At 39.8% G+C, this 25,291-nt stretch carries 23 protein-coding genes and 1 pseudogene; 14 read left to right on the forward strand and 10 right to left on the reverse strand.

Features of this window, described 5'->3' with window-relative positions; all coding sequences use genetic code 11:
* Positions 1 to 366 precede the first annotated feature (366 nt).
* From IEY40_RS11455 to IEY40_RS11470, 4 genes and pseudogenes are all read left to right on the forward strand, one after another.
* A complete protein-coding gene (locus IEY40_RS11455; protein WP_188956256.1) occupies positions 367 to 891 on the forward strand; it encodes a hypothetical protein in 525 nt (174 codons plus the stop codon).
* A 693-nt stretch (positions 892 to 1,584) separates the two neighbouring features.
* Positions 1,585 to 1,956: pseudogene (locus tag IEY40_RS11460) on the forward strand (DDE-type integrase/transposase/recombinase); the annotation flags it as partial.
* The gene (locus IEY40_RS11465; protein ID WP_188956260.1) at positions 1,953 to 2,165 is read left to right on the forward strand and encodes a hypothetical protein; all 213 of its coding nucleotides are present in this window, start codon (positions 1,953 to 1,955) and stop codon (positions 2,163 to 2,165) included. The pseudogene IEY40_RS11460 and the gene IEY40_RS11465, both read left to right, overlap by 4 nt.
* Positions 2,166 to 2,334: 169 nt before the next feature.
* Positions 2,335 to 2,631, forward strand: a complete 297-nt coding sequence (locus IEY40_RS11470) for a hypothetical protein (RefSeq protein ID WP_188956262.1) — start codon at positions 2,335 to 2,337, stop codon at positions 2,629 to 2,631.
* A gap of 507 nt (positions 2,632 to 3,138) precedes the next feature.
* Here the strand turns inward: IEY40_RS11470 and IEY40_RS11475 are convergent.
* The gene (locus IEY40_RS11475; protein WP_188956264.1) at positions 3,139 to 4,263 is read right to left on the reverse strand and encodes a glycoside hydrolase family 5 protein; all 1,125 of its coding nucleotides are present in this window, start codon (positions 4,261 to 4,263) and stop codon (positions 3,139 to 3,141) included.
* 554 nt (positions 4,264 to 4,817) lie between these two features.
* Here IEY40_RS11475 and IEY40_RS11480 point away from each other — a divergent pair.
* The 3 genes from IEY40_RS11480 to IEY40_RS11490 all read left to right on the forward strand — a co-directional run bounded on the left by IEY40_RS11480 (position 4,818) and on the right by IEY40_RS11490 (position 7,503).
* On the forward strand, positions 4,818 to 5,276 hold the full coding sequence (locus IEY40_RS11480) for a nuclear transport factor 2 family protein (RefSeq protein ID WP_188956266.1): 459 nt from the start codon (positions 4,818 to 4,820) through the stop codon (positions 5,274 to 5,276).
* 12 nt (positions 5,277 to 5,288) lie between these two features.
* Positions 5,289 to 5,747: a DUF1499 domain-containing protein gene (locus IEY40_RS11485; RefSeq protein WP_188956268.1), complete on the forward strand. Its 459-nt coding sequence runs from the start codon at positions 5,289 to 5,291 to the stop codon at positions 5,745 to 5,747.
* 187 nt (positions 5,748 to 5,934) lie between these two features.
* A complete protein-coding gene (locus IEY40_RS11490; protein ID WP_188956270.1) occupies positions 5,935 to 7,503 on the forward strand; it encodes a putative bifunctional diguanylate cyclase/phosphodiesterase in 1,569 nt (522 codons plus the stop codon).
* Between the two features lie 31 nt (positions 7,504 to 7,534).
* On the opposite strand, the gene IEY40_RS11495 is transcribed toward IEY40_RS11490, so the two are convergent.
* From IEY40_RS11495 to IEY40_RS11505, 3 genes are all read right to left on the reverse strand, one after another.
* Complete coding sequence (locus tag IEY40_RS11495; protein WP_188956272.1) at positions 7,535 to 8,131, reverse strand: 2-hydroxychromene-2-carboxylate isomerase; 597 nt, start codon at positions 8,129 to 8,131, stop codon at positions 7,535 to 7,537.
* A gap of 152 nt (positions 8,132 to 8,283) precedes the next feature.
* A complete protein-coding gene (locus IEY40_RS11500; protein ID WP_188956274.1) occupies positions 8,284 to 9,528 on the reverse strand; it encodes an alkaline phosphatase family protein in 1,245 nt (414 codons plus the stop codon).
* Between the two features lie 86 nt (positions 9,529 to 9,614).
* Positions 9,615 to 10,487 carry an alpha/beta fold hydrolase gene (locus tag IEY40_RS11505; RefSeq protein WP_188956276.1) on the reverse strand — a complete coding sequence of 291 codons (873 nt, stop codon included), beginning with the start codon at positions 10,485 to 10,487 and terminating at the stop codon, positions 9,615 to 9,617.
* A gap of 607 nt (positions 10,488 to 11,094) precedes the next feature.
* Here IEY40_RS11505 and IEY40_RS11510 point away from each other — a divergent pair.
* Positions 11,095 to 11,841: a sulfite exporter TauE/SafE family protein gene (locus tag IEY40_RS11510; RefSeq protein WP_188956278.1), complete on the forward strand. Its 747-nt coding sequence runs from the start codon at positions 11,095 to 11,097 to the stop codon at positions 11,839 to 11,841.
* Between the two features lie 14 nt (positions 11,842 to 11,855).
* Positions 11,856 to 12,485: a flavin reductase family protein gene (locus IEY40_RS11515; protein ID WP_188956280.1), complete on the forward strand. Its 630-nt coding sequence runs from the start codon at positions 11,856 to 11,858 to the stop codon at positions 12,483 to 12,485.
* A gap of 69 nt (positions 12,486 to 12,554) precedes the next feature.
* Here the strand turns inward: IEY40_RS11515 and IEY40_RS11520 are convergent, their stop codons facing one another.
* Both IEY40_RS11520 and IEY40_RS11525 read right to left on the reverse strand, forming a co-directional pair.
* Positions 12,555 to 13,133 carry a porin family protein gene (locus tag IEY40_RS11520; RefSeq protein WP_438811097.1) on the reverse strand — a complete coding sequence of 193 codons (579 nt, stop codon included), beginning with the start codon at positions 13,131 to 13,133 and terminating at the stop codon, positions 12,555 to 12,557.
* Between the two features lie 272 nt (positions 13,134 to 13,405).
* On the reverse strand, positions 13,406 to 14,941 hold the full coding sequence (locus IEY40_RS11525; protein ID WP_229777082.1) for a peptidoglycan-binding domain-containing protein: 1,536 nt from the start codon (positions 14,939 to 14,941) through the stop codon (positions 13,406 to 13,408).
* Positions 14,942 to 15,447: 506 nt separating this feature from the next.
* Here IEY40_RS11525 and IEY40_RS11530 point away from each other — a divergent pair.
* Positions 15,448 to 16,449: a phosphotransferase gene (locus IEY40_RS11530; protein WP_188956282.1), complete on the forward strand. Its 1,002-nt coding sequence runs from the start codon at positions 15,448 to 15,450 to the stop codon at positions 16,447 to 16,449.
* A 212-nt stretch (positions 16,450 to 16,661) separates the two neighbouring features.
* Positions 16,662 to 17,813, forward strand: coding sequence for a GGDEF domain-containing protein (locus tag IEY40_RS11535; protein WP_188956284.1), 1,152 nt, complete (start codon positions 16,662 to 16,664; stop codon positions 17,811 to 17,813).
* A 54-nt stretch (positions 17,814 to 17,867) separates the two neighbouring features.
* Here the strand turns inward: IEY40_RS11535 and IEY40_RS11540 are convergent, their stop codons facing one another.
* A complete protein-coding gene (locus IEY40_RS11540) occupies positions 17,868 to 18,374 on the reverse strand; it encodes a glycine cleavage system transcriptional repressor (RefSeq protein WP_188956287.1) in 507 nt (168 codons plus the stop codon).
* A 561-nt stretch (positions 18,375 to 18,935) separates the two neighbouring features.
* On the opposite strand from IEY40_RS11540, the gene IEY40_RS11545 reads away from it, so the two are divergent.
* Positions 18,936 to 19,577: an acetate uptake transporter gene (locus IEY40_RS11545; RefSeq protein WP_188956289.1), complete on the forward strand. Its 642-nt coding sequence runs from the start codon at positions 18,936 to 18,938 to the stop codon at positions 19,575 to 19,577.
* Between the two features lie 117 nt (positions 19,578 to 19,694).
* On the opposite strand, the gene IEY40_RS11550 is transcribed toward IEY40_RS11545, so the two are convergent.
* Complete coding sequence (locus IEY40_RS11550) at positions 19,695 to 20,213, reverse strand: hypothetical protein (protein WP_188956291.1); 519 nt, start codon at positions 20,211 to 20,213, stop codon at positions 19,695 to 19,697.
* Positions 20,214 to 21,014 carry a winged helix-turn-helix domain-containing protein gene (locus IEY40_RS11555; protein ID WP_188956293.1) on the reverse strand — a complete coding sequence of 267 codons (801 nt, stop codon included), beginning with the start codon at positions 21,012 to 21,014 and terminating at the stop codon, positions 20,214 to 20,216.
* A gap of 459 nt (positions 21,015 to 21,473) precedes the next feature.
* Between IEY40_RS11555 and IEY40_RS11560 the strand changes: the two genes are divergently transcribed.
* A complete protein-coding gene (locus IEY40_RS11560; protein ID WP_188956295.1) occupies positions 21,474 to 22,295 on the forward strand; it encodes a cytochrome c3 family protein in 822 nt (273 codons plus the stop codon).
* A gap of 10 nt (positions 22,296 to 22,305) precedes the next feature.
* On the forward strand, positions 22,306 to 22,881 hold the full coding sequence (locus tag IEY40_RS11565; RefSeq protein WP_188956296.1) for a hypothetical protein: 576 nt from the start codon (positions 22,306 to 22,308) through the stop codon (positions 22,879 to 22,881).
* A 163-nt stretch (positions 22,882 to 23,044) separates the two neighbouring features.
* On the opposite strand, the gene IEY40_RS11570 is transcribed toward IEY40_RS11565, so the two are convergent.
* A complete protein-coding gene (locus tag IEY40_RS11570) occupies positions 23,045 to 25,138 on the reverse strand; it encodes a prolyl oligopeptidase family serine peptidase (protein ID WP_188956298.1) in 2,094 nt (697 codons plus the stop codon).
* Positions 25,139 to 25,291: the final 153 nt, after the last annotated feature.

The following is a 25,291-nucleotide window of genomic DNA, read 5'->3' on the forward strand; positions in this document are numbered from 1 at the left end:
ATTATTGACTTACTTCAACTTCAATCATATAGTCAATGTCAGTTAGCAATTGCAGGCTTTGAAGGTTTTTATCTCTGCAAGTAAATGAATTTAAACGACTATTTTAACTATTTAATTCGAGAGTCTGGGTTCCTCTTTATTACAAACAAGCTATCCCTTCGCAAGATTTAAGACAAAGACGAAAAAGTATCATCAGGCATTGCAGATAAAACGAAACATTGGTTGGATAACGATGTACTATTGTTCAGAATATGAGTGACTCCATTTTAATCGTCCATTGTTGATCGAATACGTCACGATACTTATTATCTATAATTTAACTGCCCATAATGAATAACGACATATATTCTTAGAGAGCGTCTTTAGATGGAACCTAAATACGAAAACTACAGCTTTGAAGAGCTTCTAGATGTGCGAAAACATATCGACAAAGATGCTTTTCCTGAACGCTCGGAAAAACTAGAGATTGAGATCAAACTAAGGCAATCGATACCTAAACGTATCAGTACAGTGGATACTGTTACTATCATTGATATTGAAGATACTGGCGTACATTTAAAAATCATAAAAAAAACTGAGGACTGCTTTCTGTTCCAACTATCCATAACTTATAACTTCATCATTTCTTATCAAAAAACATGGTATGAAATGGAGTTTAGTAAATTAGCATTGTTAACCCTCATAAATGATCTGCGTGAAGGCAATCAATCTTGGCATGGAAACAGCAACATTTGGTCAGCTAACAAAATTTTTATCAAAAAGCTCAATCATCCTTTTCACTTTAGGGATGTTCGTTTGTACAGACGTTGGTTTATCCTTGGATTTAATATTGTACCCACAAGCTTATCAGGCAATTTGTTAGGTGTGCTGTATCGCGTCGAGAGCGAATAAAAAAGGGTTTTCGTTAACATTATCATGCGACTATTAAATTCTGACTCAGAGCGACTTAAACGCTATTGTATTAAAATCCATGCTTCATGAGACGAAAAATAGATATTTCACCCTTGAGTTTCTCTTATCACAAGTGACACATTTCAATCATACATACTGACAAGCAAATACCATCAAAGTAAATATAGATGGTATAAACGATAAAACGGCAAAGGGAGAATACATTGGTTGTTATTAATACATCACCTTCACCGAAGGGTGAATATGTTATTTTACTGAATTAACATGGCCATATATGGCTTCGTTTTTGTTCGGTAAAGGCGATTTGACATTTACTGATGGTGCTGGGGCAGGCATTAGTACTGGTTTAAACGTCGGTTATGCTGCCTATTTTTTTGTAAATCATACATGGCTTATTGGACGGGGATTCTTTTGATTTTTACAATATTTTGTGTGCTTGGCTTTCTAGTTTTGATGTATTTAGAAGGTATTTTCGCATCCCAGATTCATGCTAGATTGGCACTTCAAGATAGCAAAATAACACTTGAAGATGTCAAGTCAGCAATTAAGTCTGGCAACAAATATAGTGGGCTAATCAGCAGCGAAGAATATAAAAAAATGACTTTCTTTAAGAGGATAAGGATTTTTCTGATACTTTTATTCTTGATATCTTTCATATTTGTTAACTGAACACATATCTCTAAGCGCATGACGAGAAGATTAGTTGAGAAAGCATTTTTGAAGGCTTACCGCTTGCGAAAACCACCAAAGGGCTTAGTGTTTCATCGCGATAGAGGTTCTCAATATACCAGCAAAGGCTATCGGCGCTTATTAACCAAATTTGACTGCCGAGCAAGCATGGGGGACGTCGGAGCGTGTTGGTACAATACTGTTGTGGAGCGATTTTTTGGTAGTTTGAAACACGATTGGTTATTAAAACATATGCGTGATGATGTGGCGAAATATATGAAATATTACAATGTAGAACGGCTGCACTCGGCAAATGCTGATCAGTCACCGATTGATTTTGAAATTTCTTTTAGAAAAGTGTCCGGTTGGACTTGACCAGAACAGAATATGCTGCCCTAAAAACAGTACAAAAAATGGCTGCTATAGGTTTTCTTGATGCTGCTATGACTATCGCTGCACCTCCTTCAAGATTAGCTACAGTAACTCCAAATCAATTGTCAACTTCTGCAGAATGGGTGATACAAAGAAGTATTTACGCCAAAGAGTTTTGGAAGCCTAAAACTAAAGCATTGCCTACAAAATAAATATGAGGGGCGAAAAATTTTGTCAAACTACTTAAATAAAAACTCATTGGCTAGCGGGTTATTTGTAACGTTCCTGTATGTTGTAGCTGGAATAATCTCACTTACTTTTGACTATGAACTTTACTCATTTTTTTATTATGTGTTCTTAGCTATAACTTTAGGATATTGGATGTTTAACAAAAGTAACAATGAGGAGCAATCACTTAAATTTGCATCTCATTATTCATTATTCTTGTTTGGATATTGGGTTTTTTTTCTGGATTTTATTTATAAAAAACCATTTCAAAATATCAATTCAGTGTTATTTATTTTGTTCTCAGCCATTGCTGGTTTTAATGTGTATTTAAATTTAAGGGCGAGTCCTCCTAAGAATGTGCTTTTAGAGTACATAGCTATCAGTATATGTTTATTGGCTATTGTAGTTTCTTTTTTACTATTTTTATTTGGTTTGGTAGGTTTTTTCTAAAGTAAACAAGGCTATATATGGACGCTCCCGGTGAGTCAAGATAATACTCTGCTCACCGAAGTTTTTTTTGGCCTTAGTTTTCTATACAACATTCTCACTCTTATCGTTGCTTTTGATGTGCTCATTTACCGCTAGAAGCGGTGGTACTGTCCTGATGTTTATACAGCAGTGGACTTAACATTAAAGCTGCATCCCTAATGAAATCCGTACCACATTGAGTCATCTCATAAAAAATGAACGCAAGTATTGTTAGCTCAAACAACGGTGACTCATCTTATTTTTTTATTAGCACTGTGCTTTTCAATACACCCTCAACAAGGAGCAACGAGAAAGCCTTATGAAAAATGATGAGACTTTATAGTATTTGTAACATCTAAACCTAGGGTTAATATTTATAAAAAATTCTTATCCCTTCTAGACATCAAAGGCAAAAGACTGAAAATATAACAGAGCCTCTTTGTTTCTGATGGTCAGACATTTAGCTTAAACGTTCTCGGTCTGTCAATATTATTGCGTTGGGACTAAGGCTTCTATCAAATGTGGTCGCCATTGCTTAGTATTATTATCATATGCACCAAAACTCGATGAGTATTCCCAATATGCCCAACTGATGTTCCGTTTTTCTGCTTCGCGTGCAATAAAAGCTGTCCAAGCTTTTTGCTGCTTAGCATCCGAATAGCGTGAATAGACGCCAAACTCACCCAAATAAATTTCAAAACCACGATTCGCTTTCGAGTTCCAACGAGTCATATTATCCAATAACGTGATTAACGGTGCGGTTTCGCTTTCTGTACCTAGCCACGTCGTTCCGATCCATTTGTTTGAACCATTAACCCATTTAGCTCCTTGGTGCGTAAAATGAAAGGGTTTATAATTGTGCACTGTAATAATGGTATTATATTTATTTGCGTAGTGTGGCAATGACAATTTAGGTAAGGTATCTGGTACATTCCAATAAGCAGTACCTACCATAACGATACGTTGAGTATTATATGTGTATGGGATAGTGGAATCGCCCCAAATAACTGTCAATAAACGTTCAACAATGTCGTTCCAATCATTGTAATGAATACTGTCTTTCGGTTCGTTTAATAGTTCAAAAATTAAATCCGTTCTTGAATATTTAGCAAGTGGAAACTGCGCATTAATTTGTGTCCAAATACCTTCTAAACGTAAAATATGCGACACTCTTTCGTCGCCTGTAGCACGCATCAATTCGTCATAGTGGTGTACGTTGATAATCGCTTTAAGCCCAGCGTTATTAGCCCATCCGACAACCTCTTTAATACGACTCATAAATGCAGAATCTATCGTATAAGGAAAGGCTTGCTCAGCATGAGCGCTCCAGCGGATAGGAATTCTTACGTTTTTAAAACCTGCTTTGGCTATTATTTTAAAATCATCTTCTACCAGGACTTTACCACCTGTCCAACTCCCCTCATAAGGCGCTTCTAAGTAATTGCCAACGTTTATTCCTCTGCCTAATTGTGTTTGGGCTAAGCCACCACTAATATTCCAAGAATACAAATCATTATAATAATGACTAGATAATACAACAGGAGTAGACGCTGAAGTGTTATTGATATTAGTGTTTCCACAACCCAATAAAATTGACATTATTAAAAGCAACATTATAGGCTCTACATATCTACCTATAAATAAGCATGTTGATTTAACTGTTCTGCAAGTACAATTAAGCACTAATTGAATAATATTCCTTTGCGCGAATCCTATTACCTCAATGTTGTAAATACTTACTCCATATTGTAAAGGCGAAATATTGTAGAAAGAGGCTGTACTTTTAACACTGTTAGTTATTCGCTTTAATATAAACATCGTTTATCACCAATAAATAATAACTCAAAACCAAATTAACAATTCACAATCTATCAATATTTTACGGTAGTGACGATTAAAGCCTAATCACCAACTTACTATATCAATATTGAGACGCAACGCATTTAATTTTAGACCCTATGGACCGATTTATGATTTTCATGGTTTAAATTTAAGTGAACTTATTATTACATTAGCCCCTTAACGACAAAATATTCATCACATCATTGATCATTTTTAAAGGCTTTCTTTGGCTTCAATGTTACGTTATCGTCTGATTTATCGCTTCATTAACATGATACGTAGCTTGGGCCTCTAGACCTGACACACACACCTTAGGAATTGAAACGATGAAAAAAATCTACCTGGTTTTATTGGCTTTTTTCTCAATACCTTCATTTGCTGATGACATGGAGTTGGCAGAGACGATGAAAGCGCTTGATACGGCGGTGTTTGACTCATTTAACCATTGCCAAAAACCGCAAGAGCTAGATAAGCACGCAAGCTTCTTTGCAGCTGATGTTGAGTTTTATCATGATAACGGTGGTGTCACCTGGGACCGCGCTAGCATGATCGCCAATACTCAAAACAATGCTTGTGGGCATTACAGCCGCAAATTGGTTGACGGCTCTTTTAGTGTGCACCCCATTAAAGATTTTGGTGCCATTACTGAAGGCGTACATGTATTTTGTCAAAATGAAACCAACAAATGCGAAGGTGAAGCTGACTTTGTCATGATTTGGCGTAAAGTAGACAATAAGTGGGAAATCACTCGAGTATTAAGTTACGGCCACCGTAAAAATAACTAAAGGACGATGATAATGTATAAAAAAATAACCATAATATCACTCAGCATGATGCTATTAATGGGCTGCTCTGGCACTGTACCCACCTTAGGTGTCACCGCAGGGAAATTAACGCCATGCCCAGATTCGCCTAACTGCGTTAATAGCCAGCAAGCAACTATAGATGAAGAGCATTACATTGAACCGATTGAATTTAGTGGCACATCTCAACAAGCTCAAGTGAGCCTATTGCACGTATTAAAAGCGGCTGAGCGAGCTGATATTGTAGTGGTGGAAGATAATTATATTCGGGTTGAATTTACTTCGCAGATTATGCGCTTTGTTGACGATGTTGAGTTTTACTTTCCTTCTGTTGAGTCAGGTAAAATCATAATTCAGGTAAGATCAGCCTCACGTGTTGGCCACTCAGACTTTGGAGTTAACCGTGAGCGAATTGAACAGATTAGAAGCGAGTTTAACGCGTTACCACAGTAATAAACTGCAGTATTAAAACAGTAGTTACACTTCCCTTGGCGCAGTTAATTCATTCTTTAAATTGCGCCAATCAAATGCTCTTTAAACAATTATAATACTAAATAAACAGCATAACTGTGCCCATTTTGTCATATAATCATTATCCGAGTGGCGTATTGTTAAATGTTATTCTAACCATGGGCAATGAATGAATTTAAAAACTCTACCAAGCAACAACCAATCAAACGTTAGAATGCAAAGACGCTCTAAAGTTGATTTACTGCTTGGTGTGTCTTTTATCATTACTATGATTATCTTGTCTTTTGCATTTGACATTGAGTTTGTCGAATCGCTTTATCAGTTAACTAGAGACCATGAAGACTGGGAGTTAGACGAGCTCATTTTCAGTTTTTTATGGATAGCGATAACAGCTACCATATACGGTATTAGGCGTGTGCTTGATATTAGAACCATTAATAAAGAAATTACCTTCCACGCTTATTACGACTCTATCACTGGGCTGCCTAACCGCAGTTTAGCTCAGTACCAATTAGAAAAGTCATTGTATTCGGCTCAACGTTCATCCCTCACTATCTGTGTTATTTTTTTAGATTTAGACAACTTTAAAGATGTTAACGATACATATGGTCATGATTCTGGTGACTTGCTAATCAAAAAAGTGGGAAAGCGCTTAGCTTCCATAGTCAGAAATAATGAAATAGTTGCGAGACTTGGCGGAGATGAATTTTTAATCATTGCTGAGTTTCCTAAAAACTCCGCAAATATACAGACGCTAATAAGCCGTATAGAAACCTGTCGTGAAGAACCATTTGATATCAATGGTATCAGTATCTCCGTTGGTTTTAGTATCGGCGTAGCACTTTCACCTCAACATGGGACTTCAGTACATGAGTTAATGGTTGCTGCTGATAGTGCGATGTACGAAGCAAAGAAAAATAAATTAATTTCGGCCTGTTACTACACAGATGAGATTGGTAAAAAGATTGTTGAGCGTTACCGATTGTCTTCACAACTTAAGCAGGCCATAAAAAGTAATAACTTATATTTAGTTTACCAACCTATTGTTTGTTCAGTGTCTGGAGATATCAAAGGCTATGAAGCCCTTACTCGTTGGAATTTAGATGGTACACACATTAATCCAGAGGTGATCATTTCGCTTGCTGAAGATATAGGTGTATCAGAGGACTTTTTTGAATGGCTATTGAACACTGCGTTACAAGAGTCAGCACTTTTTGTAGGGTATGGTCAATTTATCGCTATTAATGTTTCAGTGAGGCAATTTTTAGATACTAGTTTCCTAAGCAACACTAAACATATAATTGATAAGCATCTTGGTTGCAACATTGAATTTGAGATCACCGAAAGCTCATTAATTGTTGATTTTAAAGAAACAATAAATAAAATCAATGCGTTAAGTGCTCTCAATGTTAAAGTTATGATTGACGATTTTGGTACCGGTTACTCATCTTTAAGTCGACTCAAACATCTCAATGTAGACAAGATTAAAATTGATAGGGAGTTTTTAAGTGATGCTTGTCACGATCCTAAAAGCGCTAAAATTTATGAGGCAATTGTAGATATCGCTCACAAACTCGATATTAATGTTGTAGCTGAAGGAATTGAAACCCTAGAACAACGAGCCTTTTTAAAACAATTTAATCCAATTTATATGCAAGGGTATTTATTCCAAAAGCCACAAATTAGTCGTGAACAAACACCCGAGCATATCATTCGTAAAATGGTAATCGATCACTAACCATTATCAATAACATGGCTAAAAAGTGACTTTACTTAGCAAACTTATCAGCCATTAACTCGAGTCTATCTTGCCCCCAGAAAGGTTCATCTAAATAGATATAAGTTGGCACGCCAAGTAATCCTTTTTCGATGGCGTCAGTGGTGTTTGCCTCATATATGTTATCGATACCACTCGATAATGCCTGCTGTATCACATTGTCAGCATCAACGTTAATTGAGGTCAGGATCTGCTGAATGACGGTTACATCAGCTATATTTTGCTCTTGTGCCCAGCATGCCGCCATTACATTGGCAACAAACTCACTTGGGTCTTTGCCCATTTGTTGTAACACAATGGTACATCTATCGGCCAAACTTGGATCTGCTGGGAAAAAAGCAGGATGAAGATTAAGGGGTAATTGGCGTTTTTTAGACCATCGCGCCAGTTCAATCAAACGATAATCTTGCCTTGCTTGTGGGCGTTGCTTTACCGGTAATACACCCAATACCGCGAACAATTTAGCCAGCTTTATCGGTTTGTAGTTAATGGCTTTTTGATGTTGATTTGCCATTACATTAAAGGTTTGGTGGCCTAAATAGGCGTAGGGAGACAGATTAGTAAAGTAATAATCAATTGCAGTTTTCATAATTAGCATGACCTATTTTATGACGGTGATGAACGTGATGGCGTAAAACATTAAGTAATAACAACCGTTTGAAGTTAACTTGCAAATCCCTTTAAGGTCTAGTGATCTTTTGTGAGCAAATGTTGTATGAACACGAGTCTGCAGAAAATAGCTCACTGGGCCAGTAAGGGCGCAAGTTCAGTCAATTGGCCGTCAATCGGTTCGCTAATGGTTAAGCCTAAAATATGCGCAATGAGTGGGTATAGATGAATATTTTCGGCAAACTGTATTTGCTGCTGATTAAATGCTGGCCCTTTTGCATATAACACAGTATTCATGTCACTGATAACATCGGCGTCGTATCCATGTTTACCTGTCACTCCTACTCGCGCATCGGTACTGGTAATGTAATGTTGGTTGCTGATGAGTACTGCATCGCCAATCGATAAATTGTCGCTAAAGTGTAAGTTGGCAGGCACAACGTCACGGCGATAAAATCGCAAGCCTGGCACTTTATTAACTAACAAGGCTAATGCGTCTAAATCTTGTTGTTTATTATCGCCAATTGCAGTGATTAACGAAAAAGCAGCGTCGTTATTAAAGCTAAATTTGTCTTTTAATGCTGGAGCTTCATCAAACAGTTTGTCGGTATACATTCGTGGAAATTGTTCAACATTCGTCATGCCATGATCGGCAGTAATAATTACGTTTACCTGATAGGGCAATGCATTAATACCATCCAAAAGCTGACCTATTGCATGGTCTACTTGGGTGACTGCTTGGTGGGTGCTATCCGAAGCTGGGCCATAAAGATGCCCTGCCGTATCAACATCGGAGAAGTATAATGTCACAAATTGGGGGCGCTGAGCTTGCGGTAAATTAAGCCATTGCAACACTTGTTCAACCCGCTGATTATTTGGGGCATCGTCATTATAGGGTAACCAATAATCTGGGCGCTGACCGGCAATTTCCGCTTCTGATCCTGGCCAAAAATACGTCGCACTTTTCATACCTTGTTGGCCCGCCAATGACCATAACGGTACGCCTTGATAAAAACGTCCGTCGGTAACCGATTGCTTTATATTCATTGCATAGGTTTGCTGCAATTGTTGATGATAAAAACGATTGGCAACAATACCGTGATTCGCAGGATAAAGCCCTGTCACCAGGGTAATATGATTGGGAAAAGTGACACTAGGAAATGAGGGTTTAAAATACGTTACTTGAGCTGCATTTTGTGCAAATTGAGTAAGATATTTAGGTTTATGTAATTGGTTATAATCATGCCGATAACCATCAATAGACACCAGTAGCACATAGGGTTTGTCGGCTTGCGTCATGTTAATTGTTGGAGATGTACACCCAAAATTTAACCATAGACCGCTAAATAGCAACCCGATAACTCGCTTTACCTTCATAACAATATCTCAATGATTTTAGTGATTATAATAACAATAAAATATGACAGCTTTATTGATATTGATAAGCTCTTGATACAACAACTTTACCCTATAGTATTTCTAAATTTGAGGTAAGCGGCAGTTACCGCACTGGCATCTTCTACTTGAGGATAATGACCTAATGTTGGTAAGGAGGTAACATTGGCATTGGGGATCAATTGACAATAGCGATCGATCATATGTTGACCCGAAATCGGATCTAGCGCTCCTGCAATCAGCTTTACTGGTACGGGACTGTTCACCAGCGCCCCAACCCAACGTTGACGATGTTGTTTACGTTGAGTCATATAGGTGATGATTTTGTGCATCACTGCAATACCATTATTATGGGTTAACAATTGCCAAAGCGTATCGACTACCTCTGGCGTTGGCGAGGTTGATGGACCAAATATATGCTTTAAGTTGGCAGCAAATTTTGGCTTGCTGATCCTTTTCGCCACAAAGGCCCCTAGCGGTGATAATAATAACTTTTGAATCAATACCGGTTTGTGGGTTTCAGGAAATAAGCCGCCATTTAATAAACACACGCTGTTAATGTGTATTTTTCGGTCACCATCAACTTGTCTTGCCAATAACTCTTGCGCGACTGTATCACCGTAGTCATGGGCTAAAATATGATATTCACTCACGCCTAATTTGGTTAATAATGCCTGAAAAATATCGGCTTGTTGACTAATTAAATACTCGGAATTTGTCGGTTTATCAGACAAACCAAAGCCAAGCATATCTAAAGTGATAACATAATAATGTTCAGCGAGTTGTGGCCACATGCCTTCCCAATCCCAGCTTGCGCTAGGAAAACCATGAATAAGCAATAATGCAGGAGCTGAAGACTTGCCCCCTGTACGCGTGAAAATTTGTTGATTATTAATCGGCTCAAACTGTCCATGTTGCTGCCATTCACCCAAGGTTATCATGGTGACATCATCCTTTAACTTATCGCTATTCTTGTTACCTCATACTGGCGGGGTTTACTCATCAGCACAACATTCATTTTGTAAAAAACTAATCACCTACTGCAAGCTACCGTAGTCGGCAATACAAAAAATCATTCGTTTTTACGTTGCAGGGGTATTAAGCATGCCGAGGCTAAACGAGACATATGGTGCGGCAGTGTTTAACTAGAGAAATGGCACTTATCGGCAGAGCGGGCCAGAATTTAACTGAGGGCGATATTACTCAAATCGGTTGTAAACATACCCTAGTTATCACTTTTCTTGTGATGATGTTATCAATGGTAATGCTCGCAAGTGACTTACAGCTATATTTTTAGGGATAGCGATATTGCACTTTTATGGTATATCTGGGCTATGTGGATATCATTAATTGTCTAGATTACCCAATGCAGACTAACGGTATTATTTCGGTCTATTCATTCTTAATACTGGCTATTTAGAGCTTATTATCCCTCGCACATCTATATACATAAATGTTCTTGCTCAATTCAATTAGAGCAGTGCACTATAAGTCCTTGATGAATTTAAAGACAAGCTCAGTCAAACACGTGATGCAACAGAGGCAATAATGTTAACCGACCCAATATTTTGGCTTGTTGCCATACCGGCCGTACTCATTACTGGAGTATCTAAATCAGGCTTTGCTGGCGGCGCAGGCGGATTAACCGTCCCATTATTAGCACTCGCGATTAGCCCTGCTGCAGCTGCGGCAGTGATGTTACCCCTGCTAGTGTACATGGACTTTTTAAGTGTCCGCTCTTGGTGGAATAAACAAAGTAATCATCAATTATTGATTCTATTACCCGCTGCCATTATCGGTATTGTGGTGGCTTATTTATTATTTGATCAACTTAATGAGCAGTATCTTCGCGGTATTTTAGGGGTTATTTCGTTAGTTTTTGGCGTTTATGGGTTAACGCTTGGTGAATGGTCGCAGCGTAAACCGTCAGCTTTAGTTGGTCGAATATGCGGAACACTTGCGGGGTTTACCAGCTTTGTCGCCCATGCCGGTGGGCCACCATTAAACGCCTACTTGATACCACTTAGATTAGAGAAAACACAATATCTTGGTACTGCCGTAATGTTTTTTGCGGTTGTAAATGCGGTGAAATTAATTCCCTATACCATGCTGGGACAAATTAATCTGAACAATTTACTTATTTCCGCCATGCTTGCCCCCATAGCTTGGATTGGGGTAAAACTAGGACTACGCATTCAAGATAAATTTAATGAGAAACAATTTAAGCAGATCATTCTGAGTTTGATGATCGTAGTAGGTTTACGTTTATTGTGGACCGCATTGACGCCGTCGTAGTGAAAGGACATGTTATGAGTACTGAAAATCGATTTTTTTATGAACCTAGTAAAGGTCATGGTCTCCCGCATAACCCATTAAATGCGATTATAGGCCCTCGCCCCATTGGTTGGATTTCAACACGTAATTCACAGGGACTACGCAACTTAGCCCCTTACAGCTTTTTTAACTGCTTCAATTACGACCCACCTATTATTGGTTTTGCTAGTACAGGTTGGAAAGACAGCGTGGCTAATATTGTAGAAACGGGCGAATTTGTGTGGAACTTAACCACCCGAAGCCTAGCTGCACAAATGAACCAAACTTCTGCGCCATTAGCTCACGGTATTGACGAGTTTGAATTTGCCGGACTCACGCCTATTGCAGGTAATATTGTCGCCGCTGATCGCGTTGCGCAAAGTCCAGTTAACTTTGAGTGTAAACTAACTCAATGCATTCAACTTACTGATGCAAAAGGCAATAAAATTGATACCTGGTTGGTTCTTGGTGAAGTGGTCGCTGTACACATTGAAAAACATTTACTCAGTACTGAAGGCATTTACCAAACAGCATTAGCAGAGCCAGTGTTACGCGCTGGCGGGCCATCGGCTTATTACGGTATTTCAGACGAACATCGTTTCGACTTGCATCGCCCTAGCCTTTAATTCCATTATAATGAAACAATTAAGGCTACCATTGGTAGCCTTAATTGTTAGGATTTATTGAATTGATAATTAGAATTGGTAATGTAAACCTAATGCAAGTTGCTCGATTTCAGCATCAATATCATCAACATAGCCATATTCATCGATATCAAGATCACCTTTGCTCATATCGTAACTTAAACGAATGTTGAGGTTTTCGGTCAAAGCCGCATTTAGGCCAATGCCGTAAGTAAAGCCAATACCCGAAGCGGTAAAGTCATCATAATAACCATCAACAACAACCGCCATTGATGCGACACCCACTTTAGCAAAAACCGAAAATGTCTCATTAAAACGTGCAGTAAATGTAGGAGTAAAGGTCAGTGCGCCAGCGACAACATCTTCATAGTCATCACCTACATCGGCGGCAAAAAAGTTACTTTCCAAGCCAAACCAATCGTTAAATTGATAGCCACCGTATATCCCAAAACCCGTAGCATCGACAGAGCCACTGGTATCATCAGAACCAAGCTCTGTTTTATTTACCGCGCCACCGATATAAAAACCGCGGTTATCTGATGTTGATGAGAGTGTATCGGTGTTGGCAAACGCTGGAGAGACTAAAACAGCACACAAGGCTGTGGCTAAAAGAGAGATTTTGTACATCATTGTTCTTTAATGATAGTGAAAAAACTGGCGAATACTATCACAAAAAAATTTAACGTAAACAGTTAATATCAGTACGTTTTACTAATAATCCCCGGTCATATACCGCGGACTTATATAAATATTGTATAGCCTATTTATGTGTCGTGATTAAGGTACTAAAAAGCCCAAGTGATAATCTGAATTAGATTAGCACTTGGGCTTTTTTAGCTGGGATGACTGATTCTTTAATGGCTTCATTTCACCAAAAAGATCGCTAACCCTTTAACGTTAAATTAAAGATCAACGCCTAATGCTTTCACCGTTTCGATATTGATGTATTTATCGGTTGGTAAGTTATTATCATTCTGGAACGCATTGACTGCTTTTATGGTATCAACACCAACTACACCATCAATTTTCCCAGGATTGTAGCCTTTCGATGCTAATGCCTGTTGAAGGTCTGAAATGGTTGAGCGAGTCATGTTGGTTTCACATAAAATTGGACGCCATTCCATAAAGCCATCTTTATCAATACGGCTCAGTGATACGGTTTCAAACTCTGCAGGAATTTCGGTACGAAGCTCTTTAGTTTCAGAAACAAGCTTAGTCACATTCATAGTTTCATATTTTGCTTCAATATCTACACGCTGAGTGCTTGCAGGACTAACCACAACACGACGACTAACAGTTTCATACTCAGCTGGCGTTGCTGTTAAACAAATCTTATTACCTGTACGAGTCGCTTTAGGGTGTTCGTCGTTATGCACTTCATGCCATACAAACTCTACATCAGCTACTTTTTGCGTTACTTGTACATCTTTGTATTTAGCTGGTACTTGAGTGCGAACCTCTTTTGCTTCGCTTACTAACTCTTTTACACGTACTGTTTTATATTCTGCAGGAATATCAACCGTACGCGCTGCGGCTGGCGACACTAATACACGCTTAGTGAGCGTTTTATAGGTTGCTGGCACTTCAACTAAACACATGATTTCGCCAGTGGCTTCATCAATTTTCTGAATAGGGCCTACGCCTTTTTTCCAAATAGTATGAGCAGGTACATCGACCACTTCTTCTGTCACTGTTTCATATTGTGCTGCCACTTGCTCCATACGGGTACTGGCTTCTTTAACTAAAATACGCTTTTCTACCCAACGGAATTCTGCAGGAATAGTTTCAACGACTTCATAGGCTTCTGCCACAAGCACTGACTCACCTTTTTGCTCATAGCGAGCAGGCATATAATGCTCATGGAAACACATGCCAGCAGTAGCATTATTTAAGTTAATACCATGATCGGTTGCTGCTTTAAGTAATTCGGCACTGGCTGGTGCACTACCTTTACGAAGATCCACTAACCATTGCTCGCCTGCTGCACGAACTAACTTCTGTTCGGTGACTACATCGTAAGTTGCAGGTACTGCAATCATGTTGAAACTAGCGGGTTGAACTTCAATGGTTTCGGTCACTTGTTGATATTGCGCTGGCACAATATCAACTTTTTCACTGGCTTCTTTTACCATCACAGTTTCGGTGTAGTTTTCGTATGTTGGCTCAACCCAAACACGCGCATAACATTCACCAGGTTTTGCATTAGGTGGCAATAATTCGCCTTCTGGGCCCGTTTTAACGGCTAACGCATCTTGCGCTTGCGCTTCGCGCTTAGCGACCGCTTTTTCTCTTTCTAGCAAGGCATTATTACGTTGCGCTAACTCTTCAGCATTGTATACAGATACATTGGCTGGTTGTGACAAGTTACTACATGCACTCAATAAAATAGCAGCAGAAAGTGTGCTCAGTTTGAAAATGGTTGTCCTTGCAGTGGCCATGATTACTCCTGGTTCAGTTAGGCGAACTAGCTAATACAATGTAACAAAATGTAAACCTTTGTTACATTTTGCGCACAGGATACCGTCAAATTACTGACTATTCAACAGCTGAACATAAAATAGCAAGGCTAATATAAACAATAACTTGCAATAAACCCCCTTTAACTTCGTCATTTAATCGTCACTTTAAGTGAAACAATTGTTTCTAAAATAAAACAAAAGAATGTTAATAAAGTGTTTTAAAACAACTGCTAGGTTGCTTATTAAAACATCAGTACTCTTACCTATATCCCCCACTATCAGTCACTATTTCTACGCATAAAAAATACATTAGAAAAATATTATTAATTTTTATATTCATTCAATTGATTATCATTAAGTGAGCATAAACACCAAGGGATAAATTAAAGGCATTGCAGATAAAGTGAACATTGGGGAATAGTTAGGCCTATATTTGAAGTTTGTTACAATAGGTCTTAGTCAATAATTCAGAGACAAGCTTAACGATGCCAAATAAACCAATATCCCAAAATGTTTTACAACGCATTAGTCGAGCTATTGGTGTAACTCACATCAGCCATGTGGAACTCATACAGCCACTCTGGGGGAATTATGGGCAGTTATTCAGAGCGTATGTTGATGAAAAACCCTATCCGTCTGTCATTGTAAAATACATCCGCTTGCCCCAACCGAGTTCACACCCGCGAGGTTGGAATACACCGCTGTCGCACCAACGAAAATTACAATCGTATCAAGTGGAAGTAAATTGGTATCAATACTATGCTAATGCGCATTTACATCAGCCATTGAGCCCTTTGCCTCATTGCATACATGTAGAGCAGCGCACTGATGAAATCTTACTCGTATTACAAGACTTAAACACGATTGGATTTACTCAGGTTAACCCCCATCCAACTCCCGCAGTTGTGCGTGCCTGCTTAACCTGGCTAGGTTATTTTCATGCGCAATATATGTCAGCCAAACCCAACGGACTTTGGCCAACAGGCACTTACTGGCATTTAGACACTCGCCCAGATGAATATGCTGCGTTACCTGATAGCGCATTAAAGTCAGCGGCTGTCATGATTGACCACGTATTAAGCCAATGCCCATTCCAAACACTGGTCCATGGTGATGCAAAGTTAGCTAACTTTTGTTTCAATGAAAACAACCAAGCCGCAGCAGTCGACTTTCAATATATTGGCCAGGGCTGCGGTATGAAGGACGTCATCATGTTGTTGAGCAGTGTCTTGGACTACCATGAACCAGAAAGCATTATTAATGGTTATCTGGAACATTACTTTACCGAACTGGCTAACGGACTCAGCAAGTTTCATCCGCACATCAATCCGCAAGATGTCCAGCACGCTTGGCGACCATTGTACTCTGTTGCATGGGCTGACTTTCAGCGGTTTGTGAAAGGCTGGAGTGTTGAACACGTTAAAATAAATGCTTATACCGAATCACTAACAGCATTAGCCATAAAACAGCTCACAACATTCACTTAGACCGAACCCTTACGCTTGGTATTGTCAATATAACCCAATATGTTTTGCTGATTTATTAACCATCTAAACCTCAATTCACACTTGCCATTGGCAAAGCTCAATATAGCCGTCTACAGTTGATTAACACCTTATTTTTAGCATCCACCGAATTAATCCGCTCGCGCTTGTTAGGCTATATTTTGCCTATACCAACTCAAATAAGAAGACGGCATATGGAAAGTCCATTTACGTACATTTTGATTACCTTATTTTTTTCGAGTATTTTGCTGTCGATTATCTTTTACATGACATGGCAAACGATGGGGAAACAAAAGTACGCTCTGATGTTTTCGTTATCTTTTTTAGCCTCAACCGTTCTTTGGGCCAACGCATTAATTAAAAGCCTGTTTTTGTCACCTAATTTGTATTGGATGATTGGTTGTAGCATGTCGATGTTGTCTGTTTTATTGGGGACCTGGGGGCATTGTTTACGAACTCACACGCAAATCCATCCTGCGGCCCTGTTAATGCTGGGAATTATAGGAATGGCATTAACCTACTATTTTACTTTTATCAGCCCACATTTAGGATTACGCATGTCAGTGTATTTATACATTGATGTCGTGTTCTTAATGATTACGAGCATCGTCATTATTAGGCACCGTAAACAATCTCGCCCCGCAGAAATTGGCACTTCTATCATGCATTTTTTGTTTGCGGGATGTTTGTTTATTGCTGCGAGTATTGCATTATCTCAAGGCAACAAATTTGATGCCGAACTGATTAAATTGTATTCCATTATTAACTTTACCGCCTTACCTGCGGCCTATGTTGGCATGTCGGTGTTTGTTATTTATATGTTGGCATCTGACTTAGCAGAAGAAATGAAACTGTTGGCCATGACGGACTCGCTGACAAACTGCTTAAATCGACGAGGTTTTTATGTGCATGCCAAACAACAAATACTTGAACTGCAAAAACAAGCGCAACATGTTTGTTTGATTTATTGTGACATTGATAAATTTAAAGCCATTAACGATCGATATGGTCATGCCGGCGGCGATCAGGTGTTAGTGAGTATTAGTCAGATGATCAAACAACACATTAAAAAAGACGATTTGCTAGGCAGAATGGGGGGCGAGGAGTTTGTTATTTTAATTGGGCGCACTTGCTATGACGACGCTAAAAGTGTCGCAGAGCGATTAAGAAGCATAATAAATGACACACCGATTCAATATGGTGAGCTACACATTAGTATCACCGCCAGCTTTGGTGTCGTCGAACTCAGCTCACAAGACGTTAGCGTAGAGCAAGCAATCAATCTTGCCGATAAAGCACTATACCAAGCCAAAAGCAGTGGCCGAAACAAAGTGGTGTTTAGCTAACCTAAACACCGTAAAGCTTACAGATAAACGATCAATCAAGCTTAGCTTTTTATGTTATTTAGCAACATCAATACGGATATTGTCACTTAAGGTTTCAAGTTGAGATATGAGTAATGCAATGGTGACGTTTTCAGGCAATCTTAATGTCAATTTTGCACTGTAAACCGTTTTGCCTAAACTGGTGACCTGAACGCGATAACATTCTTGATGATCCACGCTGATTTCAAGATCGTTGAGAATTTCATTCATGTCATGAGTTAAGCCCGAGCGATCATTGCAATCTAAAGTCAACTTACACTCTGTCGACAAATGAATAGCCTCATGGGCATATTCTGCATAAACAAAAGTCAATTGACTAAACTGTTGCTCTAACGCTTGCTTTAACGCCACTTCTTTATCGGCATCAATCATAACTCGCATCATTGCTACAAATTGTCCATCAAGCTTAATGACTTTACTGGTTTCCCAACTCGCACCCATTTCACGACTCACTTGAGCCAACGATTGCAATAAATTAGGTTTTAATGTGCCTAATACTGTTGTAATAAACTTATGTTGCATAGCGTCTCCGTTGAGAAATAACTCTTACTACAGATTATCTACCAGCTTAAACCTCGTCTGTGCACTGGGACACAATTCACACAAAACCTTCGAGTAAAACAAGCCGAGGCATTAACAGCCTTATATTAATTGGTACAAATTATTGATTTTGCATGCACTCACACACTTAGCGTATTAGTGTTGCTTACATCACAAAAAGCCCCCCTGATTACACCCATTCAATAACATCTTAAGCAGCGCTAAACTTGCTGTTTTTGAGTATGGTCACATCAATCAAAACGACTAGGGGTAAATCACCCAACAGTTGTGTTGTTTGCTATCCAACTGAATTTAAAAGACTTATTAACTCAATATTCACCCCATCAAAAACACCACAAACAGAAACACCATAAGGCATTGATTTAAAAGGGTTTAAGTGAGCCTCGACATTATAAACAATACTCATAACGAGTTATTGCTACTAAAGAACGCTTTCTCTAAAATGCGCGCCTTGCCCAATAAGGGTAAAGATTAACTTTTAGCGGCTCCATGAGCCCTTGAACTTTCCATTAAGGGAACACGATGTCTACAAAATTTGCGAATCCAGCCCCATTAGGTTTAATGGGTTTTGGCATGACCACCATACTACTGAACATCCACAATGCGGGTTACTTTCCAATTGATTCGATGATCCTTGCAATGGGGATTTTTTATGGCGGTATTGGTCAAGTTATCGTGGGTATGATGTGCTTTATGCGTGGTGATACTTTTGGCACGACAGCGTTTACTTCGTATGGCTTATTTTGGTTAACATTAGTGGGCCTTATATTAATGCCGAATATGGGTATTGCGGCCAGTCCTGCACACTTTATGGGGTGGTACTTAACCCTATGGGGCACATTTACTGCCTTTATGTTTGTCGGATCGTTACGTTACCCGCGCGCCAAGCAGTTTGTGTTTGCATCGCTCACAGTATTGTTTTTCTTGCTTGCTATTCGAGACTTTACCGGCAATGAATTAATCGGCACGATTGCAGGGTTTGAGGGCATTATTTGTGGCGCCAGTGCCATTTACTTTGCTATGGCGCAAGTACTTAACGCTGAATATGGTCGTACTATTTTACCCGTAGGCGAATTAACTCAAGCTAAAGTATCAACTGACAATCACAGCCAGCCACAAGCTGTTGTAGCTGAGACTGTCGCATTACACTCAGTTAACGCTTAACGCGTATCATCCTGTTTTTTAGTCGTTAAAAAGGCCGATGTAATTATTGCATCGGCCTTTTTATGTTGTTTCATCTTGATGACTTAATGCACTAATGCATTTAAAAAATTTAAAGACTTAGTGCACTAAACGGCATCCACACACAGTATTGCTAGGTTGAAAGAGCACAATCGCATAGTCTTTTGTTTCATCACGTTCAAGCACCTGGACACTCAACGAGTGCATCCCATTTTTGTTTAAATGAATGCCACTGATATACGACAAATACTCATAATGCTCTGGTGTCGCCTGACCTTTTGCTCCCACGTACTCTTGTTTTGTGGTTACTGAAATATCAAACATTTGTCGTTCAGTGTCGACTTTATTCACCTTACCTGTCATCGATAAAGTCCCCGCGGAATTACCCTCTAAATCATAATAGCGATAGTTAATTTGGGCTAAGCCATCTTTAGAGACTAAATCCACCAATAAATAGTGATCACTGTCGGCCTTGCCTGCTTGATGATTAAATAATTCAGAGCTGCAACTGAGCATAAAATTAGCAGGCTTAGTTGTCAGTGAGTATATTGCTCCTACGCAACCGAGTAAGCACACAAGTACCACAATATTGATGGCCCATAATCCTTTTCTTGTCATTTACTCGCCTCCTCGTGACCGACTCGATAGCGCGATTTGACTACTTGAAGTACTGCAAATGTTCAGTGTTTCTAACCACTGCGCTGTCACAAATTGCTTTGGCTGACGCAAATCACTAATTTTTAAATTACGAATAAGAGATTGGCCATAATGATCTCCCCTAAGAGTAATATTAAGCACCTGCTTGTCGTGCGATAGCGATAAAAACACGCGAGTCCATATTGTTACTGGGCATAACTGTAAACCTTGAATCAACTGCTGGCTTTGTTCTATAAGGAGTTCATTATTGGTTTTGGAGGGCGAATATAAAATGACATCGACTTGCTGGCCTGAGGTTAATGTGACCGTTTCTACGCTTAATGGTAACACCTGGCCATCGGAGTCAGTAGCTAGATTGGCCCACCATAATACCGCGAGTAGTACACTTACAAGCGCAATTACCACCAGCAAAATTTGCAGTGGTTTTATCAATGCTTTTAACCATTGTTTGTCGGATTGTTTACGGGCACGATGAGGCCGAAGCAGGTAGCCCTGCCCTTTTACCGTTTCAATCAGCGTTTCATATTGTGGGCCAAGAAAAGAGCGTAATGTAAAAATCGCTCTGGATACCGATGCAGAACTTAACTGCAAGTCATCTTCATGCCCAGACTCTAGTAATGGCTTAGCAACGACTTTACCTTGATATTCAACCAATAATGTCAGTACATGTAATTCAGCTCGAGGAAGATGCCACACCACACCTGTGTCTTGGTTAATCAAATCCCCTTTGCCAATATCGAACCTACAATGGCCCAATTGCATTTTGACCGCCTCAATAATGACTTAAACGTCGACAAATACAGTGTATGCAAAAAATCTGATGAATTCTGTGATCCTGATATCTAAGCGCTTTATTCCTTATAAAAAGTAAGCGTTTAAATTTACAATCTAATCAATCCGTGAGCCATGTCACTAAATTTAACAGAATTAAAATGAGTAGATTTGCCATCAAATAAGCATAAATGCATCAAATAAGGTGACTTGAATCACGTTTTGTATTCGTTTTATGCAATTTTGGCGTCAATTAGCCGCAGCAATGATCACATTTCTTATATTTTTTAAACCACTGCTTTTATCTGTTTTGAATCACACCATTAATTACTCCATCCCTTATTGTTACCCCATCAAGTTGTTAAGCAGATTTTGCTAACAGCTCTATAACTCCCAACACAAGCGATTGGGAAAAATAAAATAACGATGAATGAATAAAGGGTGATTATTATGAGCATAAACAGACGTCAAGCATTGACACAGATTATTGGTATTAGCACCGCCGCTGCTGGAGCAACCTTATTAGGTACTTCTGCTTTTGCAGCAACAGACGCAGATGGTAACTACACCCTAGCATTAGGTGAAAAGTTAAAATATATACCACTTGATGCTATGGCTACCGCTAAGCTTGCTTATGAAACAGGCGGCGGCTGTATGCACCAAGTGTTCCATGCCATTATCAACATGCTATCGACATCAGCCAGTGCCGATGCCTCTAAATTTGCCACTATCCCGACTGCATTAGCAGGCTATGGTTGGGCTGGCGTTGTCGGCCAAGGGACCTTATGTGGCAACCTGAATGCTGCCGGAATGTTAATTAATATTCTCGATGATATTAACGGTCAAAATACTGCCATTATTGGCGCCTCGTTCCGCTACTACGAAACAACAGATCTGCCATTATCTTCTGCAGAATTTATTGCTGGTATTGGTTCTACTGAAGCTAAATCTCTTGAAGTAGGTGCAACCTCTATTGCTAATAGCCCATTGTGCCATTCATCAATCAGTAATTGGTCTGCCGCATCAGGTAAAGAATTTGCATTAAAAGGCGAACGCTGCAAACGCCTCTCTGCCAGCATGGCTTACTATATTGTTGATTTACTAAACCGTGCTTACGGCGGAGAAGATATTTCAGCGTTAGCCATCGCTAAACCGTCTGTAGAAGCACAGGCTTGTCAGTCATGCCATGGCGTAAGTTCAACGATGGGCACAGCTGCCAGCGTGAAAACAGATATGGAATGTACTACTTGTCATACAGGGCATTTCAATTAAGGAGCGCATCATGAAGATCAAATATCTTAGCGCCATTTTAGCCAGTAGTTTGCTAATCTTTGGTTGTGGCAGTGATAACGATGACGAAGACATCATTACCGTTGAACCGCCTGTCGTAGTGACGCCACCTGTAGTTGTGGTGCCTCCAGTGGTTGTCGATCCCGTGAGTGAAGCCGTTACTGTAGATGAAGCCACCGATATATCGATGCAGCTTGACTCATTTGATGCGGCAACAGGGGCATTAACGTTCACATTGACCGATGCCGATGGTAAAGCTATTACCAATGCCAGCGATTATGACATTGTGTATTTTGGCTTCCCAGATCCAGCGTCGCCTTCCATTAAGCCCAAAGCGTGGAAGCGCTGGCATGTAACGCAAAGCTTCCAGTGCGATAAAACCGACAGCGACAACTGTGTCGGTCTACTTCAAGAAACTGATGTAGAAGGAAAGTATACCTTTGATGCAACCGACCTCGACCTTGGCAGTAAAGCTGCTGCTGGAGCTGTCGAAGTATTCAAAGTTGCGGTTCAAATTCATGGTTCTATTGCCAGCAATGAAATCACCCTTATTGCCGCGGATGAATGATGATTCCCCCCACTTTAGTTAGGTACACAGCCAGTTCACCTAACTAATCTTGGACCTCTGCCGTAGCGTGTTGCTGCGGCTTTTTTAATAAAATATATTAATCTTTACCCCAAAAAAAAGGGCCTCATGTTTTGAGGCCCTTTAGTATATTTAACACAATGAATTAGCGAAGTTGCTGCATTAAATACGCATAAACCATTGAGCTTAACTCGGCTGCTTGGGTATTGTCTGCTGCCCCGGCATGGCCACCCTCAATGTTTTCGTAGTACAACACATCAATGCCCATATCTTCCATTTTTGCCACCATCTTGCGCGCATGCGCTGGGTGTACACGATCATCGCGGGTTGAGGTTGTAAAGAACACTTTTGGGTATTTCACCCCTTGTTTTAAATTATGGTATGGCGAGTAAGTTTTAATGTATTGCCACTCTTCGGCAATATCAGGGTTACCGTATTCACCCATCCAACTGGCGCCCGCCAGTAACTTGTTATAACGCTTCATGTCGAGCAAAGGCACCTGACACACAACAGCATTATACAGCTCAGGACGACGGGTAAAGGCTGCCCCCATTAACAAACCACCATTACTGCCACCTTGAATGCCTAAGTGCTGGCTAGAGGTAATTTTTCGGGCAATTAAGTCTTCGGCTATAGCTTCAAAATCTTCATACGCTTTATGACGATTCTCTTTTAACGCAGCTTGATGCCAAGCAGGTCCATACTCACCGCCACCACGGATATTGCCTAAAACATAAACACCGCCTTGCTCAAGCCAGTTTTTACCTACAGTAGCTGAATACGCTGGCAAGCGTGATACTTCAAATCCACCATAGCCATATAGTAAAGTTGGATTGCTAGCATCTAGCTTGATGTCTTTAGCCATCACCACAAAATACGGCACTTTAGTGCCATCTTTTGACTTAACAAAATATTGTTTGGTCTCAAATTTATCTGCGGCAAACTGTTGTGGCATGCCTTTAATTTTTTCTGTTTTTAACGTTGTACCGTTTAAGCGATATAAGGTTGATGGCTCTAGAAAACTGGTGTAATCAACAAAAAACTCATCGCTGTCACGCTCAACATCAAACACGCTTAGGGTGCCATTCGCTTCAAATGGTGCGATTTCGCTTTGCCACTCGCCTTTGTCGTTTTGCATATAACGCACAAGCTTACTTTTGACATCGTCTAACCAGGTCACAAAAATGGCGCTTTTACTGAAGTTAATTTGTGAAATAAATGAGCTGGCTGTTGGTGAAACAAACTCACTAAACTCCGGCGTTTGCGCAATGAGCTTATCCACTGGCGTCATGACCACTGCGCCTTGTTTAAACGTGGCTTTGTCGGTGACTAACTCACTCTTTAACTCAATATAGAGCTGACCTTTAAAGTAGCCTTTAATGTCGGCATCTGCAGGCAAAGGTAACGGAATAAGTTTATCGTTTTGATATACATAATGTTTTGCAGTATAAAACGTTAAGCTTTCAGTGATAATATTGAGTGGTGTTTTGTCATCAAAAATGACGTAACCCGCTGACGCTACAGAGGCTTTATCGCCAGTAAAGATGGTTTTTGCTTCAGATAATGGCGTGCCCCGCTTCCATAATTTCACTAGGCTTGGGTAGCCTGAGTCAGTCATGCTTTTGCCATCGCCAAAATCGGTACCAATAAATACTGTATCTTTATCAATCCAGCTAACAATCGATTTAGCTTCATTTACTAAAAATGGCTTTTGTGCTGTATCGACAAAGGTTTTAGTTGTTAAGTCGAACTCACGCACTTCAGCAGCGTCTGCGCCACCACGTGATAACGACACAAAACAACGCTCATTAAGCGGGTATTGACAGTTCATGCCTTTGTATACCCAGTTAACACCTTCGGCTTTACCTAGCGCATCGATATCAAGTACGGTTTCCCACTTAGGCTCAGGTTTTGCGTATTCTTCTAGCGTAGTACGGCGGTAAATGCCACGAGTGTGGGTTTCGTCTTTCCAGAAATTATAGAAATATTCGCCAATGCGGCTAGCGTAAGGAATACGCGCTTTATTATTGAGAATATCAAGGCTATTTGCTACTAGACTATCAAATCCTTTGTAAGCTTTGATATGGGCAGCTGACACGTCATTTTGCTGTTTCACCCAGCTCATAGGTTTAGCACCTTCAACGTCTTCTAACCAAATAAATTTATCTTCTTCTGCTTGAATTGGTGTGGCCATTGTCATCGCACTCGCTACGCATAAAGGTATGATTCGCTTAAGCATCTAATTATCCTTTTAGTTGTTTGCCTGCGTTTTTTATAAACGTGCAACTACTTTATAGAATTTATGCAGATGTTCAATCGATAAGCTGCTACAAACTGTTACACGCGTATTATTGGGGAAAATAATGCCAAATCTCACCGTTAAACAGTTATA

It is taken from the genome of Shewanella ulleungensis, assembly GCF_014648315.1.
Lineage (GTDB): Bacteria > Pseudomonadota > Gammaproteobacteria > Enterobacterales > Shewanellaceae > Shewanella > Shewanella ulleungensis.

Excerpts from the sequence above, each read along its gene's own strand:
- IEY40_RS11530 (WP_188956282.1), top strand. The coding sequence starts at position 15,448 with ATGCCAAATAAACCAATATCCCAAAATGTTTTACAACGCATTAGTCGA.
- IEY40_RS11470 (WP_188956262.1), top strand. The coding sequence starts at position 2,335 with ATGTTTAACAAAAGTAACAATGAGGAGCAATCACTTAAATTTGCATCT.
- IEY40_RS11480 (WP_188956266.1), top strand. The coding sequence starts at position 4,818 with ATGAAAAAAATCTACCTGGTTTTATTGGCTTTTTTCTCAATACCTTCA.
- IEY40_RS11505 (WP_188956276.1), bottom strand. The coding sequence starts at position 10,487 with ATGATAACCTTGGGTGAATGGCAGCAACATGGACAGTTTGAGCCGATT.
- IEY40_RS11550 (WP_188956291.1), bottom strand. The coding sequence starts at position 20,213 with ATGACAAGAAAAGGATTATGGGCCATCAATATTGTGGTACTTGTGTGC.
- IEY40_RS11540 (WP_188956287.1), bottom strand. The coding sequence starts at position 18,374 with ATGCAACATAAGTTTATTACAACAGTATTAGGCACATTAAAACCTAAT.
- IEY40_RS11455 (WP_188956256.1), top strand. The coding sequence starts at position 367 with ATGGAACCTAAATACGAAAACTACAGCTTTGAAGAGCTTCTAGATGTG.
- IEY40_RS11545 (WP_188956289.1), top strand. The coding sequence starts at position 18,936 with ATGTCTACAAAATTTGCGAATCCAGCCCCATTAGGTTTAATGGGTTTT.
- IEY40_RS11495 (WP_188956272.1), bottom strand. The coding sequence starts at position 8,131 with ATGAAAACTGCAATTGATTATTACTTTACTAATCTGTCTCCCTACGCC.
- IEY40_RS11570 (WP_188956298.1), bottom strand. The coding sequence starts at position 25,138 with ATGCTTAAGCGAATCATACCTTTATGCGTAGCGAGTGCGATGACAATG.
- IEY40_RS11525 (WP_229777082.1), bottom strand. The coding sequence starts at position 14,941 with ATGGCCACTGCAAGGACAACCATTTTCAAACTGAGCACACTTTCTGCT.
- IEY40_RS11520 (WP_438811097.1), bottom strand. The coding sequence starts at position 13,133 with ATGATGTACAAAATCTCTCTTTTAGCCACAGCCTTGTGTGCTGTTTTA.
- IEY40_RS11535 (WP_188956284.1), top strand. The coding sequence starts at position 16,662 with ATGGAAAGTCCATTTACGTACATTTTGATTACCTTATTTTTTTCGAGT.
- IEY40_RS11560 (WP_188956295.1), top strand. The coding sequence starts at position 21,474 with ATGAGCATAAACAGACGTCAAGCATTGACACAGATTATTGGTATTAGC.
- IEY40_RS11555 (WP_188956293.1), bottom strand. The coding sequence starts at position 21,014 with ATGCAATTGGGCCATTGTAGGTTCGATATTGGCAAAGGGGATTTGATT.
- IEY40_RS11490 (WP_188956270.1), top strand. The coding sequence starts at position 5,935 with ATGAATTTAAAAACTCTACCAAGCAACAACCAATCAAACGTTAGAATG.
- IEY40_RS11565 (WP_188956296.1), top strand. The coding sequence starts at position 22,306 with ATGAAGATCAAATATCTTAGCGCCATTTTAGCCAGTAGTTTGCTAATC.
- IEY40_RS11515 (WP_188956280.1), top strand. The coding sequence starts at position 11,856 with ATGAGTACTGAAAATCGATTTTTTTATGAACCTAGTAAAGGTCATGGT.
- IEY40_RS11475 (WP_188956264.1), bottom strand. The coding sequence starts at position 4,263 with ATGTTGCTTTTAATAATGTCAATTTTATTGGGTTGTGGAAACACTAAT.
- IEY40_RS11510 (WP_188956278.1), top strand. The coding sequence starts at position 11,095 with ATGTTAACCGACCCAATATTTTGGCTTGTTGCCATACCGGCCGTACTC.
- IEY40_RS11485 (WP_188956268.1), top strand. The coding sequence starts at position 5,289 with ATGTATAAAAAAATAACCATAATATCACTCAGCATGATGCTATTAATG.
- IEY40_RS11500 (WP_188956274.1), bottom strand. The coding sequence starts at position 9,528 with ATGAAGGTAAAGCGAGTTATCGGGTTGCTATTTAGCGGTCTATGGTTA.